This is a genomic window from Flavobacterium frigoris PS1 (genome assembly GCF_000252125.1).
GTDB classification, from domain to species: Bacteria; Bacteroidota; Bacteroidia; order Flavobacteriales; family Flavobacteriaceae; genus Flavobacterium; species Flavobacterium frigoris_A.
Window position 1 is genome coordinate 1 of sequence record NZ_AHKF01000015.1, and the last position, 16,346, is coordinate 16,346.

Here is a 16,346-nt window from a genome sequence, read left to right on the forward strand (position 1 = left end):
ATAAAGATGATGCTTGTCCAGATGTATTTGGTTTAGCTGCATTAAAAGGTTGTCCAGATGCTGATGGAGATGGAGTTACTGATAAAGATGACAAATGTCCTACTGTTGCAGGTCCAAAAGAAAACGCAGGTTGTCCTTGGCCAGATACTGATGGAGATGGAGTTTTAGATAAAGATGACAAATGTCCAGAAGTTAAAGGAACAGTTGCAAACAAAGGTTGTCCTGAAGTATCTGAAGAAGTTATGATGAAATTGAATGAGTATAGTAAAACTATCTTGTTTGATTCTGGAAAATCTACTTTCAAAAAACAAACTTATCCAGTTTTAGTATCAATTACTGAAATCTTGAAAGAGTATCCTTATTCAAGATTCTTGATTGAAGGTCACACTGATAGTGATGGTTCTAATGAAATGAACCAGACTTTATCTGAAAATAGAGCCGCAGTAGTTAAAAATTACTTAATTGAAAATGGAATTAAAGCTGATAGATTACAATCTACTGGTTTTGGTGAAACTAAACCAATTGACACTAATAAAACTGCTGCAGGAAAAGCACACAATAGAAGAACTGAAATCTCTTTAATTAAAGAATAAATTTTTCTAAAATATTTATAAGAAACGCCTCGATAAATCGAGGCGTTTTTTTTATTTTTATGAAATGACAAATACTTCCTTTTTAGATAAGATTGCGCAGGTTTTAGTAGATAATTACTCCGACAAATTATCCAATACGATAGTGGTACTGCCAAATAAAAGAGCTAAAATATTTTTGATTGAAGCACTAAAAAAGCAAGTTGAGAACAATATTCTTTCTCCTGAAATTATTAGTATTGAGGATTTTATTCAGGATATTTCAGGCATACGCTCCGTTGATCCAATTGAATTACTCTTTGAGTTTTATGAAGTCTATTTGTCAGTCACAGAAAAGTCAAATCAACAATCTTTTGAGCTATTTGCTAATTGGGCAAAAACATTGCTGCAAGACTTCAATGAAATTGACCGCTATTTATTAGATCCTACACATGTGTTGTCTTACCTAAAAGACATTGAGGATATCAAAAAGTGGGGAATCGAAGTAGAGAATAAAACCCAACTACTCGAGAATTACATTGATTTTTGGAAGTTATTACCTAATTACTATCAATCTTTATACGCTCATTTGCTTAAAAAAGGAATTGGTTATCAGGGATTAATTTACAGACAGGCAGTAGATAATCTGATATCTTTTTCGAACTCAGTTACTGATAAGCAGTATGTATTTGCTGGCTTTAATGCTTTAAATGCTTCTGAAGAAAAAATAATTCAACATCTTATTGCTTCGGATAAGGCTAAAATTTATTGGGACGCCGATCAAACCTTTCTAAATGATCCGTATCACGACGCAGGGCTTTTTTTAAGACGATTTAAGGCCAACTGGAAGCATTATAAAACGACTGATTTTGAATGGATTGTAGACGATTTTTCGCTCACTAAAAACATACAAGTCATTGGTACGCCAAAAACCATTGGTCAGGCTAAAATAACCGGTAGTATTATTGAAAATATCATCAGGGATAATCCCGATACAACTTTAGACAAGGTTGCGGTAGTTTTAGGGGAAGAAAATCTTTTGGTTCCGCTTCTATATTCACTTCCATCAACTGTTGGGGCATTGAATATTACCATGGGATATTCTAGTAAAAATAATCCAGCTCAAATTCTAATTGCTAAACTATTCAAGATGCACACCAATGCTTTATCTCGAAACGCAAAGAGTTATGTGTTGTATTACAAAGATGTTTTGGATATTTTAACGCATCCATTGGTGGAGCCGTACGCGAAAACGGCGGGTTTGGTGAATATTATTAATCAAAATAATTATACTTTTATTACTCATCAAAAGGTGATGGAGTTAAATTTAGAACCTACGGATTTGTTTCTTTTACTATTCGAAAAATGGGAAAAAGGTTCGGTTACTGTTTTGCAAACGGTAGCTAAGTTATTGTTAAGAATTAAAGATAATTTGAGCAATGACAATGAAGAAGAGAAAATTACAAAAGCCTTTGTATTTGCCATTTTTAAAGTCATCAATAAACTGATTAATTATTATTCCCAGCACGAACACATTGATAAGATAGATACTTTACATGCTATTTATAAGCAAGTAATTGACTTGGCTGAGGTTTCTTTTGAAGGAGAGCCGCTTAATGGTTTGCAAATAATGGGAGTTCTAGAAAGTAGGGTGCTGGATTTTGATACGGTTATTGTTACTTCTATGAATGAAGGGAAGTTTCCGGCGGGTAAATCACAGAATTCGTTTATTCCTTATGATGTGAAGCGCGAATTAGGACTGCCCACTTTTAAAGAGAAAGATGCGATATATACTTATCACTTTTACCATTTGTTGCAACGTGCCAAGAATATTTATTTATTATATAATACCGAAAGTGAAGGCCTAGATGCAGGAGAAAAAAGTCGTTTTATTACACAGCTTGAAGTAGAAAAACAGGCCAATCATAATTTGACACACGAGATATATAACGCTGTGCTACCAGAGACAGCTTATAAACCCATGGTTATTGAGAAATCAGAAGCGGTGATGACTCGTTTGAAAGAAATTGCATCTGTTGGTTTTTCGCCTTCGGCATTGACAAGTTATATTCGGAATCCGATTCAGTTTTATTTCCAAAAGATTTTAAGAATTCGAGAAGTGGAAGAAGTAGAAGAGAATATTGCTTTGAATACTTTAGGAACTATTATTCACGAAACCTTAAAAGTCCTGTATGAACCTTTTATAGGTAAGTTTATAGCTGAGCAAGATATTCAAAATTGCTTTAAGCAAATAGATGATGAGGTTCTTAAGCAGTTTAAAGCAGTTTATAAAGAAGGGGAAATTAAAAAAGGACGAAATTTACTCGCTTTTGAAGTTGCTAAACGCAATGTTTCCAATTTCCTAAAAGTGGAATTAGAAAGTATTAAAGCTGGTGATGCGATTAAAATACTTGCCTTAGAGGAAACTTTCCAAAGGACTTTGACACATCCAAGATTGCCGTTTCCTGTTTTGATAAAAGGGAACGTCGACAGAATTGAAGAGCGCAACGGAACCATCCGAATTATTGATTATAAAACCGGTAAGGTAGAGAAAGCAAGTGTAACTTTGAAAACCTGGAAAGGATTGACAGAAGAAATCAAGAATGATAAAATTATTCAGGTTTTGGCTTATGCTTATATGTATGAAACCAAATCAAATTCAAAACCAATAGAAGCGGGTATTATTTCTTTTAAAAACTTAAAATTGGGGTTCTTGCCCTTTAATTTTAAAGAAGAAAAAGAAGCAAACATGATTATAAACGAAGAAGTAATGACTAATTATCTCGAGCAAATTGTTGTGCTTTTAAATGAGATCTTGGATGAAGCCGTTCCGTTTGAGGAGAGAGTATAGATTTTCTAACAGCAAAGAATGCAAGGGTATTTCGCTAAGTGTACTAAGTAATTTGATTATATCTTCTTAAAGAATTGCAATAATATTTTGGTCAGTTCTTCTTGATTTTCAATATAAGACATGTGTCCATCGGGGAAAGTGACAAATTCTACTTCGGTGTTTGTAATTTGTGCCTTAGTTTCTTCGTAGTCCAGAATAGGATCTTTTTTGCCAAGGACAAGCATTTTTTGATAAGGCGTAAGATGCAATAAAACTTCTCGATCAGCTCTTATTTTCATTCCTTCCAGTGAAGCAACAATGGCTTGAAGTGGTGTTTTCAAGGCCTCTTTTTTTGTATTTTCAATTTCTTCAACAAGTCTTTCTCGGTTGTTTTCGCTGAATAGATTGGCTACGGCCAAACTAACAAAACCGATGTAACTTTGTTTTACTGCTTTGATGGCACGATCTCGGTTTGTTTTTCGTTCGTCACTGTCGGCTTTAGCGGTAGAATTCAATAAAACCAAACCTTTTATATTTTCAGGATACAATTCGGCGAAAGCCAAAGCCACATAACCACCCATAGAATGACCAACGAGAATCGCTTTGCGGATGCGTAATTCAGCTAAGACGGCATGAACTGCATCAGCATTATCCTCCATAGTGTGCACATACCCCAAACATTCCGTGTCGCCATGACCTAGTAAGTCGATGGTGATTACTCGGTTTTTTTTAGTAAAAGGCGCAACGTAATTGTCCCACATTTTTTGATTTTCTAGAAAACCGTGGAGTAGAACGATTGCAGTTCCTTTACCTGTGTCCGTGTAAGCAATGCTTGTATTTTTGAATTGGATGTTATTCACTTTTTTTGTTTCGTTTTGAGCGACTGCAAAATTAAGGCTTTATTTTTTTTAAACCATGTAAGTTTTGAGGATAGTAGGGGAGATGATTTTAAAACATATAAGGCATGTAAGTTTTTAGAAAAGTATGTTTAAACTATATGTGGGGTAGAAGTTCATGTAAGAGAAAAGACTATATTTGAGAAAAGCATTCTTTTAATATGGCTAAGATTTTAATTACAGGAAATGGATTTGATTTATTTCATCATTTGCCAACAAAATACCAGCATTTTATGTCTGTGATGAAAACAATTGAAAATAGTCAATTTAATAATGAAGTTTCTTTTGATGAATTATTTGGGCTTGAATTTAAGAAAGATTCTAGTAATGATTATAGTGCAATCGTAGATCATTATAAAGTAGAAAATATTTTATTTAAGCATGATAAGGTAAATAAAATAAAGGAGATGCTAAAAGATAATTTATGGTATAAATATTTCTCTACTGTATTAGAGATTGATACATGGATAGATTTTGAGCTTGAAGTTGGAAATGTTTTGAATCAATTATCTGTTTTAATAAAATCAGAAACCCCTCAATCTAAAAAAGTTAATAATTTTAGAGATGTGGCTATAAATTATCCTGATTTTAATTTATTTGGAATTATTGAGCATAAATTTGATGACAAAGAATTATTCAGTGTTTCTGAGAAATATTTAGATAAGAGAAAAAGAGGTGTAAAGATAGGGGGTGTATTGCATGACTTGTCAACTTCATTTGAAGGTTTTATTGTTATTTTCAATCAATATCTTGTTGATATTGTTGGGTTGTTTTATGATTATACAAAACGCGATCAGATTATTCCTTTTCATTTAATTAATGAGATTTACACATTCAATTACACCCCTACATTAGAAAAAATTTATAAAGTTGATAAATCGAAAGTAGTTTATTTGCATGGAGAAAGTAATGATGATTATCAAGTTCAAAATTTAGTATTTGGAGTCAGTGATATTCCAGAAGAAGTAAAAAAAGTAAAAGCATATGATTTTGCTAAATATTATCAAAGAACACAGAAAAACACCAATAGAGAGTTTGTTAAAATACCGATTAGTGAAACAAATAAACTTAATGAAACAATTTTTTACATAATTGGGCATTCTTTAGACGAATCGGATAAAGACTATATTAAAGACCTTTTTAAGTTTCTTAATTTTGATACAAGGGGAACCTCTAAAATATGTGTTTTTTATCATAGTGCTCATGATAGAGAAAATAAATTAAAAAATTTATTTAATGTAATCGACAAGAATGTAATTATCGAAATGAATAAGACTGGTCGTCTTTATTTTGTTGAATTAAATATTAAAAATATAAATGATCAATTCAATTTGAAAACCTATATAAGAAATACTGGCATTTATATTTAAAAATAGCAAAACGACTTGCATTGCTGAAAGTCGTCGTTATTTTGTCATTTCGACGCAGGAGAAATCACATAATCTGAAAAACTTGTGAGATCGCTCCTTCGTCGGGATGATAAGTATGGGGCAAAGGCTTGTCTGTTAAAATCGATTATCACCATCCAATAAATTTCCTAATCCGCCAAGTAAACTTCCTTCGTCATGGCTTTTTCCTCCTGCTCTAGGTGCTGAAGCGATTATTCTATCAGCTAGTCGGCTGAAAGGTAAAGATTGTACGTAAACGGTTCCTGGACCACGAAGTGTAGCGTAGAATAAACCTTCACCTCCAAAAACAGAATTCTTTATTCCGCCAATGAACTCGATATCATAATCTACATCTTTTGTAAATCCTACAATACAACCGGTGTCTACTTTTAGTACTTCGCCTGCTCTTAGTTCTTTTTTGGCTAATGTTCCTCCTGAATGTACAAATGCCATTCCGTCTCCTTCAATTTTTTGCATGATAAAACCTTCACCGCCAAAAAGACCGCGCCCCATTTTTTTAGAAAATTCGATTCCAACAGATACGCCTTTTGCGGCGCAAAGGAACGAACTTTTTTGGCAGATGAATTTTCCTTGAAATTCGGTTAAATCGATAGGGAGGATTTTTCCAGGATAGGGAGAAGCAAAAGATACTTTTCCTTTGGAACTGGCTTGATTGATAAATGCAGTCATGAATAAGCTTTCGCCTGTAAGGACTCTTTTTCCGGCATTTAAGAGTTGGCCAAAGATTCCGGATTTTTGTTCTGAACCATCTCCAAAAATCGTTTCCATCTGGATGTTGTTGTCCATCATCATAAAACTTCCTGCTTCGGCAATGACGATTTCTTGCGGATCTAATTCGATCTCGACATATTGCATTTCTTCGCCAAAAATCTGGTAATCTATTTCGTGTGCTGTCATAATTTTATTTTTTATACCATTAAGGAATTAAGTTTTATTAAGATCAAGATTTATTTTTTATAAATTCTGCGATGGTTTAAGGTATTCATATACGATCTCTAGTAAAAGAATTCGTGTTTTTTTAATAAGACGTTGGTCGTAGTATAAAGTTACGATTTTAAGATTGTTTTAGGATTTGTTAGGAAATTTTATGCGTTGTGGTACTCTGCGCAAGGGATAGCAGCGAAAAGCCCACAGCCCCGTCTCGTCTTTTAGGACGAGACGGGGCGCGGACTTGTAGTGAATAGCCCGACCGAACTGAAGTTTACGGAAGCGGGGATGCGCCCAAAAAATAGAAAGCATAAAAAAACGGTTCACATTGCTGCGAACCGTCTTTATTCTTTTCTGTTTATTCTAAATTAGGAATTCATCAAACTCTCAATTTCATCGATCTCGATTGGGATATTGCGCATCAAGTTGAACGGTTCTCCCGTTTCTTGAATCACTACATCATCTTCAAGACGGATTCCGAAACCTTCAGCAGGAATGTAAATTCCGGGCTCTACTGTGAAAACCATATTAGCTTGCATTGGTTCTGTAAGAATTCCGTAATCATGTGTGTCGAGTCCCATGTGGTGAGAAGTTCCGTGCATGAAGTATTTTTTATAAGCAGGCCATTCTGAATTTTCATTTTGAACATCGGCTTTGTCAAGCAGTCCTAAACCTAATAATTCTGAAGTCATCAATTTGCCAACTTCAATATGATATTGTTTCCAAAGTGTCCCTGGAACAAGCATTTTAGTTGCTTCTTTTTTAACATTCAAAACCGCATTATAAACTGCTTTTTGTCTGTCAGAGAATTTCCCGGAAACGGGAATTGTACGTGTCATATCACTTGAATAATTAGCATATTCAGCACCGACATCCAATAAAATTAAATCGCCCGCTTTACATTGTTGGTTATTCTCAATGTAATGCAGCACATTGGCATTGTTTCCAGAAGCAATAATTGGAGTATAAGCAAAGCCTTTAGAACGGTTGCGTGTGAATTCGTGGATGAATTCAGCTTCGATTTCATATTCCATCACATTCGGTTTCACGAAAGATAAAATACGTCTGAATCCTTTTTCTGTAATATCACAGGCTTGCTGAATCAAATCTAACTCTTCGCTTTCTTTTACGGAACGGATACGTTGCAGAATAGGGTTGCTTTTTGCGACTGTGTGTGCTGGATATTTTTCTTTCCATTTTTTTACAAAACGAGCTTCGCGAGTTTCAGTTTCGACTACTGCGCGATAATGTTCGTTAGTGTTGATGTACATAGTATCAGCATAGGTCATCATTTCGTTTAATACTTTATCAAAATCTTGTAACCAGTGTACATTCTTGATTCCAGAAACAGACAAAGCGCGTTCTTTGGTTAGTTTTTCACCTTCCCAAACGGCAATATGATCATTTGTTTCTTTTAAAAATAGCATTTCTCTTTGGTTCTCGTACGGAGCGTTAGGAAAGAGTACTAGGATGCTTTCCTCTTGATCTACGCCGCTCAAGTAAAAAATGTCTCGGTGCTGTGCAAATGGCATTGTGCTATCAGCGCTAATTGGATAAATATCATTTGAGTTAAAAACGGCAACACTTTTAGGCTTCATTTGAGCCATGAATTTGGAGCGATTTTTTATAAATAAGTCACGGTCAATTTGATGGTATTTCATAACAATGTAAGATTTACGTTTAATACCTCAAAAATACTAAGATTTAATCGTTTCAGCTTATGAATTCGATAATTTTATGTAAAAAAACGACAAAAACGCATTAGCTTAAAAAGAGTTTTTTTAAACCAATGCGTTATGCAATTGAATTAGTAATGCTGATTTTATTTAAAAGTGAGTGAGTTCTCTAGAGTCTCTCATTGCAGTTTTTTAAGATTCTCAAGCGGTTATTTTATTTTGAATGGCGTCAAAATAAGCGGTGTCTACAAAACCTTGGTGTTTAACCGCTTTGAATCTGTTTTTTCGGTAATTTAATTCTCTTTGTCCTCTGGTTTTATCATTTATTTTGACGTCAATAGTTTTTTAGTTAAATGGTTTTTAAATGTATTTGTAACCAGCAATGGTTAGAAAGTCGATGAAATTTGGATTAACAACTAATATGTCTAATAGTTGTTCAGCTAAAATGTATTTTCCTTCTTGATGATTATCGTCGCCAACTAATTTTTTTATTTTTTCGAATTCTTCCATTGCCAATCTATGGTAGTAATTGTTTGTTAGGGCTTTATTATTGTCCAATATGACTTCGTTCTGTAGCCACTGCCACAATTGAGATCTCGAAATCTCCGCTGTTGCTGCGTCTTCCATTAAATGATGTATTGCGACTGCGCCTTGTCCGCTGAGCCATGAAGACAGATATAAAATTGAGATGCTGATATTTTTTCTGACACCTTCCTCGGTAACAGTTCCTTTCGGCACTTCTAGTAAATCGCTTTCTGTGATTTGCAAATCAGCTCTTTTTATATGAATCTGATTTTTTGTAGGCATTTCTTTGTCAAATACTTGCATTGCTAGTGGAACCAAATCGGGATGTGCTACCCAGGTTCCATCATGTCCATTTCTAACTTCTATTTCTTTGTCGGTAATCACTTTATTGAATGCAATTGTATTGGCTTGCTCGTCATTTTTTATTGGAATCTGTGCAGCCATACCACCTATAGCGTGAATGTTTCTTTTGTGGCAACGTTGAATTACCAGTTGTGAATACGCACTCATGAATGGTGTAGTCATGTTTACCTGATCTCTATTTGGTACTATAAAATCGGGGTTGTTTCTTAATTTTTTAATGTAAGAAAAAATATAATCCCATCTTCCGCAATTCAGGCCAACAATATGGTCTCTCAATTCAAAAATTATTTCGTCGAGTTGAAAACTGGCCGTTATGGTTTCTACTAAAACAGTGGCTTTAAACGTTCCGTTTTGCTCTCCTAAATATTCTTGGGTAAATTCAAATACATCATTCCACCATCTCGCTTCTAAATAATGCTCCAGTTTTGGTAGATAAAAATAGGGTGCAGTACCGTTTTTTATTAATTGTTCGTGATTATGAAAAGCATATAATCCAAAATCTGTAAGGGAGCCCGAAGCTTGCTCTAAATCTATCAGAATATTTTTCTCTTGTAAATGCAGTCCTCTTGGGCGAACAATTAAAACTGCTGTATTTTCATTTAAAGAGTATTTCTTATTTTTTAGTGGATCTTCTAAAGAGATGGTTTTGTTTACTGCATCTTTTAAGTTTTGTTGGCCATTCATTACGTTATGCCAAGTTGGTGAAGTGCTGTCTTCAAAATCAGCCATAAAAGTTTTGGCTCCAGAATTCAGTGCGTTAATTACCATTTTTCTGTCAACAGATCCTGTTATTTCGACTCTTCTGTCTAATAAATCTTTAGGAATTGCTGCTGCACGCCAGTTGCTATCTCTAATGCTTTTTGTCTCGATTGGGAAACAAGGTAGTATACCAGAATCAAATGAGGCTTGTTGTTTTTTTCTTTCCTCCAATAACAAAAGTCTTTTGTTGTTGAATTTTTGATGCAGTTCAGTAAGAAAGTCAATCGCCTTATCGGTTAGTATTTCTGGATATTTTCGTGTTGTTTCAGCTGATAACTCGAAGTTTTGTTCGGTTATTTCGGTTTGATGTGTCATGGTTAGTTTATTTTACAAGACAATGTTACGAAAAGTTTTTTATTAAACAAGCGAACGTACGCTAGAAATTAATAAAACTTTTTTTGCGAATTTTATTTTTTAAGCTATCTTTGATGTATGAACGTAGAAAAAGAGTATATCAAATTAATTTTTGGGCTAAAGCTCAAGCAAGCGCGGACCAATAAGAATTTGTCCTTATTTGGCTTGGCTAAAATAACGGAGCTTTCTAAATCCTATTTGAATGAAATCGAAAAGGGGAAAAAATATCCCAAAACGGATAAGATTATTCTTTTGGCAGAAAAGCTGGAAGTTTCATACGATCATATGGTTTCTTTGAAGTTGGATAATAATTTGGCGCCAATCGGGGAGATTTTAAAATCCGGGATTCTAAAAGAGATACCCTTGGATATTTTTGGGATTCAGGAAAACGATCTTATCGATATCATTGCAAATGCGCCAGCCAAAGTAAATGCTTTTATAAGTACGATAATTGAGATTGCACAGCATTATAATCTGACCAGAGAAAGTTTTTTCCTGGCTGCCCTGCGGTCGTATCAAGAGGCGCATAATAACTATTTTGAGGATTTAGAGCAAAAAGTATTAGATTTCTCGAAAGCTTTTCAGATAAATATAAACACTAAGATTTCTATCGAGGACTTAACTGCGGTCCTGACGGATGAATATGGATATACTATTCAGGAGATTGTTTTTTCTGAACAAGAGGAATTGGGTGATTTAAGGTCTATCTATGTACCTAAAAGTAAAACTTTGTTGCTTTCTGTAGATATAGATTCGCAACAAAAAGCATTTATTTTGGCAAAAGAAATCGCCTATAATTACCTTGAAATTACTGAAAGGTTGTATACTTTTAGTTGGATCAAGTTCAAGAATTTTGACGAGGTTCTCAATAATTTTTACGCTTCGTATTTTGCCGGAGCGTTGTTGATTCCTAGAAAGCAATTGGTGAGTGAACTTAATTTATTTATGGCTAAAACGGATCCTAAGCCACAAGAAATGATTGCGCTAATGAGTCAGTTTAATGTTTCTCCAGAGTCTTTTTACCAAAGATTAACTAATATTTTACCAAAGGACTTTCAATTAAAAAACATCTTCTTTCTTCGTTTGTCTCATAAAATAGGTGCAGAAACCTATCAGATAAAAAAGGAGTTGCACATCACTAATCAGCAGGAGCCACATGCTAATGAAATGAATGAGCATTACTGTCGAAGATGGATTTCAGTAAAAACAATAGTAGAATCTATAAAACACAATAAGAGTCATTTTTTTGACGCACAAATTTCGCGTTATGAAAATAGTGGTAATGAATTTTTGGTGTTTTCATCAGCGACGGAAGACCCTTTCAAAAAAGATTGTTTGAGGAGTATTTCTGTTGGGATTTTGATTACGCCAGGGATGAAGAAAAAATTTAAATTCATCGACAATAAATCAATAAAAAAACAAATTGTAGGGGTTACTTGCGAAACATGCGCTGTCAAAAATTGCGAGGAGAGAGCTTCGCCTCCTATTCAATTAGATCTTAAAATTAGAAATGAAAATACGGATTTAATTGTTCAAAAATACATGGCTAAGTTTAGCTGATTAAACGTATTTTAGATAAAAAAACCTAGGTTGTAAATAATTACAACCTAGGTTTTTTCTGTTTTTATTCTATCCATTTGTAATATCGTGCGCCCAATAAATTTGGATTATCTTTTTCTATGCGGTCTAAAGTCCATTCCTTGTGCGGTTTTTTTACGCTGCTGGCTTGTTCTTTTTTATGTAGTTTTTCGTAGGTGTGAAAATCAATTTCAAAACTTTTGTCTAGTGTTTCAAAAAGATTGGTGCCATCTATAGCTTTTTTCCAATCGTTTTGAATTGTACCTTCAAAAACTTTAGATTTAGATCCGCTTCCATAGGCTAGGAAGCCAAATTTTGTTCCTGCTATTTCTCTGTCATTATCATGAAAATAGGCTAAAGTTGAAAGAAGCCCCATGAAAATTGAACCCGTGTATAAGTTTCCTATTAAAGAAGAAGCCAGTTCCGCGGGCATTAATTTTTGGTTTACAAAATCCTTGTATTCGTTAGACTTGCTTGTCTCTTTAAGCTTAGTTTGGTATTCTTGAGGGTCTTCGTTTCCGTTTATGGTCTTCGTTTCTGCATCCAGAGTGTATATCTCTGACAGCATCCTGCGTCCCTGAAAGGCATAAGGTAGGTGCATGATGATGCTTTCCCAAGTGTTGTAAACAGTTCCCACTGTGTCTTTTAATTTTTTGAATGAAAAATAGGCGTCACGGGTGCGATCCATATAACATTGATTGGAATATTGCCCGTCAAAAACAGGTTGCTCCTTGTGTATTTCGATTTCCGATTCTAAGTTGTCAAACCAAGCGTCATTAGAAATCTTTCCGGTGATGGTTTCTTTTGAGATTGTTCGGTAGGGTTTAAAGAAATCAAAAACACCTTTAGTACTGGTGGCCCAATTGTTTTCAAATGCTATGATTCTAGGGTCGGCAGCAATAAGCATGGCTAATGCTCCGGCTCCTTGAGTGTATTCTCCAGTTGAGTTTAAATCGTATTTCGCTAAATCTGTAGTGACAACGATCGCTTTTTTACTTGGGTTTAACTTTACAAAATCAATGCAGTTTTGCATGGCATCAACACCACCGATACAGGCAAAAGTAAAATCTACTACGTCGCATTGGGATAAAGAGTCTTCGCCAAATTGCTGTTCCATTAGTGCAATTAAAAAAGAGCTTATGGGTTTTGAGTTGTCAATACTGCTTTCAGTACCTACGTATATACGGGCAATTTCAGTAAGGTCGATGTTGTTGTCTTCAATTAATCTGGTCAAAGCGTTAGCGCCAAAAACAACGGTGTCTTGGTGTAAATCTGCAAGGGTCATTTTGATTAATCCCAAGCCTTTTTCTAATTTTTCAGGCTCAATATTTCTGGCTTTCGCCAAAGTTTTAATGGGTAAATGTATCTTGGCAACATCAAAAGATATGCTATCAATTCCTACTATCATTTTATTGTTTTTTTGAAATTGTAAAGTTAGAAGCGCGCAGTCAGAATACAATTTTTTAAATGAACAAAATGTCTGTGTTTTGTGTTTTTGTTAATTTATAGGAAAATGGCAGTTGAAATTATAATATTGATAATTTCAGTTCTTTTTGAGTAGCTAATATTGCTCATTTTGCATAACTGTTTTTAAGACTTTTTTGTTAGTTGTTTAACTAACTTGCCGTTGCATAAAGGGTTAGAGCTTATTTTTTAAGGATTTATTAGTTTTTTGGCTAAAACACTTTAAAATCATTATAAATAACAACGAAAAGGTTGTAGTTCAAGTCTATTTGCTTTATTTTTGTCATATTTTTCAAAACAAATTATTCAAATCTTATGGCAAAATCTGCATTATTGAAGTCGTCAATAGCTAAAAAAGTTGCTATGGCGCTTTCAGGACTTTTTCTGATGTTGTTTCTAGCACAGCACTTCTTCATCAATATGACTTCGGTGTTTAGTCCCGACGTATTTAATTCCATTTCTCATTTTATGGGAAACAATCCTTTAGTTCAATTTGTAATTCAGCCTATTTTAATTGTAGGTGTTGTTTTTCACTTTATTATGGGTTTTGTTTTAGATTTTAAAAATAGAAGCGCAAGACCAATTGCTTATGCAAAAAATAACGGCGGAGCAAATTCTTCATGGGCATCAAGAAATATGATTATTTCTGGTTCGGTAATTTTGGCTTTTTTAGGGTTGCACTTTTATGATTTCTGGGTTCCGGAAATGGTTTATAAGTATGTAGCGTTTAATCCATTGGATGAAACTAGATATTTTCATGAATTAGCTGAAAAGTTTGAAAGTCCTATTCGTACAGGATTGTACTGCTTGTCTTTTGTACTTTTATCTGTTCACTTGAATCATGGATTTAGTTCTTCTTTTCAATCGGTAGGTTTCAATAATAAATATTCTAAAGGGTTAAAAAATTTCGGAATAGCTTTCGCTTTTGTAGTCCCTTTTGGATTTATTTTTATTGCATTATTTCATCATTTCAATCATTAATATTAAATTATAATGGCATTAGACTCAAAAATTCCAAATGGTCCAATTTCGGATAAATGGACAGATTATAAAGATCATATTAATTTAGTAAATCCGGCTAACAAACGTAACTTAGATGTTATCGTTGTTGGAACAGGATTAGCTGGAGGTTCTGCTGCTGCAACATTAGCAGAATTAGGATATAACGTAAAAGCTTTTTGTTTTCAAGATTCGCCTCGTCGCGCGCACTCTATCGCTGCACAAGGAGGAATCAACGCTGCAAAAAACTATCAGGGAGACGGAGATTCTGTTTTCAGGTTATTTTATGACACTGTAAAAGGTGGAGATTACCGCTCGCGCGAAGCAAACGTTCATCGTTTGGCTGAAGTCTCTACTAATATTATTGACCAGTGCGTAGCTCAAGGCGTGCCTTTTGCGCGTGAGTATGGTGGGTTACTTGACAATCGATCTTTTGGAGGAACTTTAGTATCACGTACTTTTTATGCTAAAGGACAAACAGGACAACAATTGCTGCTAGGTGCTTATTCAGCAATGAATCGCCAAATAGGACGTGGTAAAATAACAATGCACAACCGTCACGAAATGCTAGATTTAGTAATAGTAGATGGAAAAGCAAGAGGAATTATTGCTCGTAACTTAATTACAGGCGAGATCGAAAGACATTCAGCGCACGCGGTTGTAATAGCTTCAGGAGGATACGGTAACGTTTTCTTCTTGTCTACAAATGCTATGGGATCTAACGCGACTGCAGCTTGGAAAATACATAAAAAAGGAGCGTTTTTTGCGAATCCTTGTTACACACAAATTCACCCAACTTGTATCCCAGTATCTGGAGATCATCAGGCCAAATTAACTTTGATGTCGGAGTCTCTTCGTAATGATGGACGTATTTGGGTGCCTGCAAAGTTAGAAGATGCGAAAGCGATTCGTGAAGGAAAATTAAAACCAACGCAGATTGTTGAAGCAGACCGCGATTATTACTTGGAAAGAAGATATCCTGCATTTGGAAACCTTGTTCCTCGTGATGTAGCTTCTCGTGCGTCTAAAGAAAGATGTGATGCTGGTTTTGGAGTTAATAAAACTGGTGAAGCTGTATACTTAGATTTTGCTGCGGCAATTCAACGTTACGGAAAAGAACAAGCACACATAAAAGGTTTAGACGAAAAAGATGCTGAATTAATTATCAAATTAGGTACTGATGTAGTAGCTAATAAATACGGTAACTTATTTCAGATGTATGAGAAAATTGTGGATGAGAATCCATATGCAACCCCTATGATGATTTATCCTGCGGTACATTACACAATGGGAGGAACTTGGGTTGATTATAACTTACAAACGACTATTCCGGGATGTTTCTCTATTGGTGAATCAAACTTCTCTGATCACGGAGCAAACAGACTTGGAGCTTCTGCCTTGATGCAAGGTTTAGCTGACGGATATTTTGTATTGCCTTATACTATCGGAGATTATTTGTCGCCAGATATTAAAATGGGACCAATTTCTACTGACTTGCCAGAATTTGCCGCTGCAGAAAAAGGAGTGAAAGATCAGATCGAAAAATTCATGAACAATAACGGAACACAGTCTGTTGATCACTTTCATAGAAGATTGGGTAAAATTATGTGGGACAAAGTTGGAATGGCTAGAAACGCTAAGGGTCTTAATGAAGCTATCACAGAAATCGCTGCTTTACGTGAAGAGTTTTATAAAGATGTTAGGGTTCCAGGAACTGATAAGGGGTTCAATCAAGAATTAGAAAAAGCGACCCGTGTTGCGGATTTCTTAGAATTGGGAGAATTGTTTGCTAAAGATGCATTGCATCGTAATGAATCTTGTGGAGGTCACTTCCGTGAGGAATATCAATCTGCTGATGGTGAAGCACAGCGTGATGACGAGAACTTTGCTTATGTAGCTGCATGGGAATACAAAGGGAAACCAAGTGATGCTGTATTGCATAAAGAAGAATTAATTTTCGATAATGTTAAATTGGTAACTCGTAGTTATAAATAGTA

General features: G+C 34.8%; 10 protein-coding genes and 1 pseudogene. 6 read left to right on the top strand and 5 right to left on the bottom strand.

All coding sequences use genetic code 11. The features are described 5' to 3' along the window. Positions 1-593 (top strand): OmpA family protein (locus tag HJ01_RS05325; RefSeq protein WP_040473719.1); only part of this gene is annotated, 593 nt, incomplete at its 5' end. A 64-nt stretch (positions 594-657) separates the two neighbouring features. Next, positions 658-3,420: a PD-(D/E)XK nuclease family protein gene (locus tag HJ01_RS05330; RefSeq protein ID WP_007137297.1), complete on the top strand. Its 2,763-nt coding sequence runs from the start codon at positions 658-660 to the stop codon at positions 3,418-3,420. A 56-nt stretch (positions 3,421-3,476) separates the two neighbouring features. Here the strand turns inward: HJ01_RS05330 and HJ01_RS05335 are convergent. Further along, positions 3,477-4,265, bottom strand: a pseudogene (locus tag HJ01_RS05335) (alpha/beta fold hydrolase); the annotation flags it as partial. A 191-nt stretch (positions 4,266-4,456) separates the two neighbouring features. Between HJ01_RS05335 and HJ01_RS05340 the strand changes: the two are divergent. Next, positions 4,457-5,665, top strand: a complete 1,209-nt coding sequence (locus HJ01_RS05340; protein WP_007137299.1) for an AbiH family protein — start codon at positions 4,457-4,459, stop codon at positions 5,663-5,665. A gap of 135 nt (positions 5,666-5,800) precedes the next feature. Here the strand turns inward: HJ01_RS05340 and HJ01_RS05345 are convergent, their stop codons facing one another. The 3 genes from HJ01_RS05345 to aceB form a co-directional block, all read right to left on the bottom strand. Further along, the gene (locus HJ01_RS05345) at positions 5,801-6,601 is read right to left on the bottom strand and encodes a TIGR00266 family protein (protein WP_007137300.1); all 801 of its coding nucleotides are present in this window, start codon (positions 6,599-6,601) and stop codon (positions 5,801-5,803) included. A gap of 398 nt (positions 6,602-6,999) precedes the next feature. Next, positions 7,000-8,292 (bottom strand): aminopeptidase P family protein, encoded by a 1,293-nt coding sequence (locus HJ01_RS05350; protein ID WP_007137301.1) that lies wholly within the window; start codon positions 8,290-8,292, stop codon positions 7,000-7,002. A gap of 375 nt (positions 8,293-8,667) precedes the next feature. Beyond that, complete coding sequence (aceB, locus tag HJ01_RS05355; protein WP_007137302.1) at positions 8,668-10,269, bottom strand: malate synthase A; 1,602 nt, start codon at positions 10,267-10,269, stop codon at positions 8,668-8,670. Positions 10,270-10,386: 117 nt separating this feature from the next. Between aceB and HJ01_RS05360 the strand changes: the two genes are divergently transcribed. Beyond that, positions 10,387-11,868: a helix-turn-helix domain-containing protein gene (locus HJ01_RS05360; RefSeq protein ID WP_007137303.1), complete on the top strand. Its 1,482-nt coding sequence runs from the start codon at positions 10,387-10,389 to the stop codon at positions 11,866-11,868. 64 nt (positions 11,869-11,932) lie between these two features. Here the strand turns inward: HJ01_RS05360 and HJ01_RS05365 are convergent, their stop codons facing one another. Beyond that, positions 11,933-13,294, bottom strand: coding sequence for a hydroxymethylglutaryl-CoA synthase family protein (locus tag HJ01_RS05365; RefSeq protein WP_007137304.1), 1,362 nt, complete (start codon positions 13,292-13,294; stop codon positions 11,933-11,935). Positions 13,295-13,665: 371 nt separating this feature from the next. On the opposite strand from HJ01_RS05365, the gene HJ01_RS05370 reads away from it, so the two are divergent. Both HJ01_RS05370 and HJ01_RS05375 read left to right on the top strand, forming a co-directional pair. Beyond that, positions 13,666-14,331 (top strand): succinate dehydrogenase cytochrome b subunit, encoded by a 666-nt coding sequence (locus HJ01_RS05370; RefSeq protein WP_007137305.1) that lies wholly within the window; start codon positions 13,666-13,668, stop codon positions 14,329-14,331. Between the two features lie 12 nt (positions 14,332-14,343). Beyond that, positions 14,344-16,344: a fumarate reductase/succinate dehydrogenase flavoprotein subunit gene (locus HJ01_RS05375; protein ID WP_007137306.1), complete on the top strand. Its 2,001-nt coding sequence runs from the start codon at positions 14,344-14,346 to the stop codon at positions 16,342-16,344. Positions 16,345-16,346: the final 2 nt, after the last annotated feature.

Bases quoted from the DNA above. Each gene is read 5' to 3' on its own strand.
- HJ01_RS05370 (WP_007137305.1), top strand. From the start codon at position 13,666: ATGGCAAAATCTGCATTATTGAAGTCGTCAATAGCTAAAAAAGTTGCT.
- aceB (WP_007137302.1), bottom strand. From the start codon at position 10,269: ATGACACATCAAACCGAAATAACCGAACAAAACTTCGAGTTATCAGCT.
- HJ01_RS05340 (WP_007137299.1), top strand. From the start codon at position 4,457: ATGGCTAAGATTTTAATTACAGGAAATGGATTTGATTTATTTCATCAT.
- HJ01_RS05365 (WP_007137304.1), bottom strand. From the start codon at position 13,294: ATGATAGTAGGAATTGATAGCATATCTTTTGATGTTGCCAAGATACAT.
- HJ01_RS05375 (WP_007137306.1), top strand. From the start codon at position 14,344: ATGGCATTAGACTCAAAAATTCCAAATGGTCCAATTTCGGATAAATGG.
- HJ01_RS05350 (WP_007137301.1), bottom strand. From the start codon at position 8,292: ATGAAATACCATCAAATTGACCGTGACTTATTTATAAAAAATCGCTCC.
- HJ01_RS05360 (WP_007137303.1), top strand. From the start codon at position 10,387: ATGAACGTAGAAAAAGAGTATATCAAATTAATTTTTGGGCTAAAGCTC.
- HJ01_RS05345 (WP_007137300.1), bottom strand. From the start codon at position 6,601: ATGACAGCACACGAAATAGATTACCAGATTTTTGGCGAAGAAATGCAA.
- HJ01_RS05330 (WP_007137297.1), top strand. From the start codon at position 658: ATGACAAATACTTCCTTTTTAGATAAGATTGCGCAGGTTTTAGTAGAT.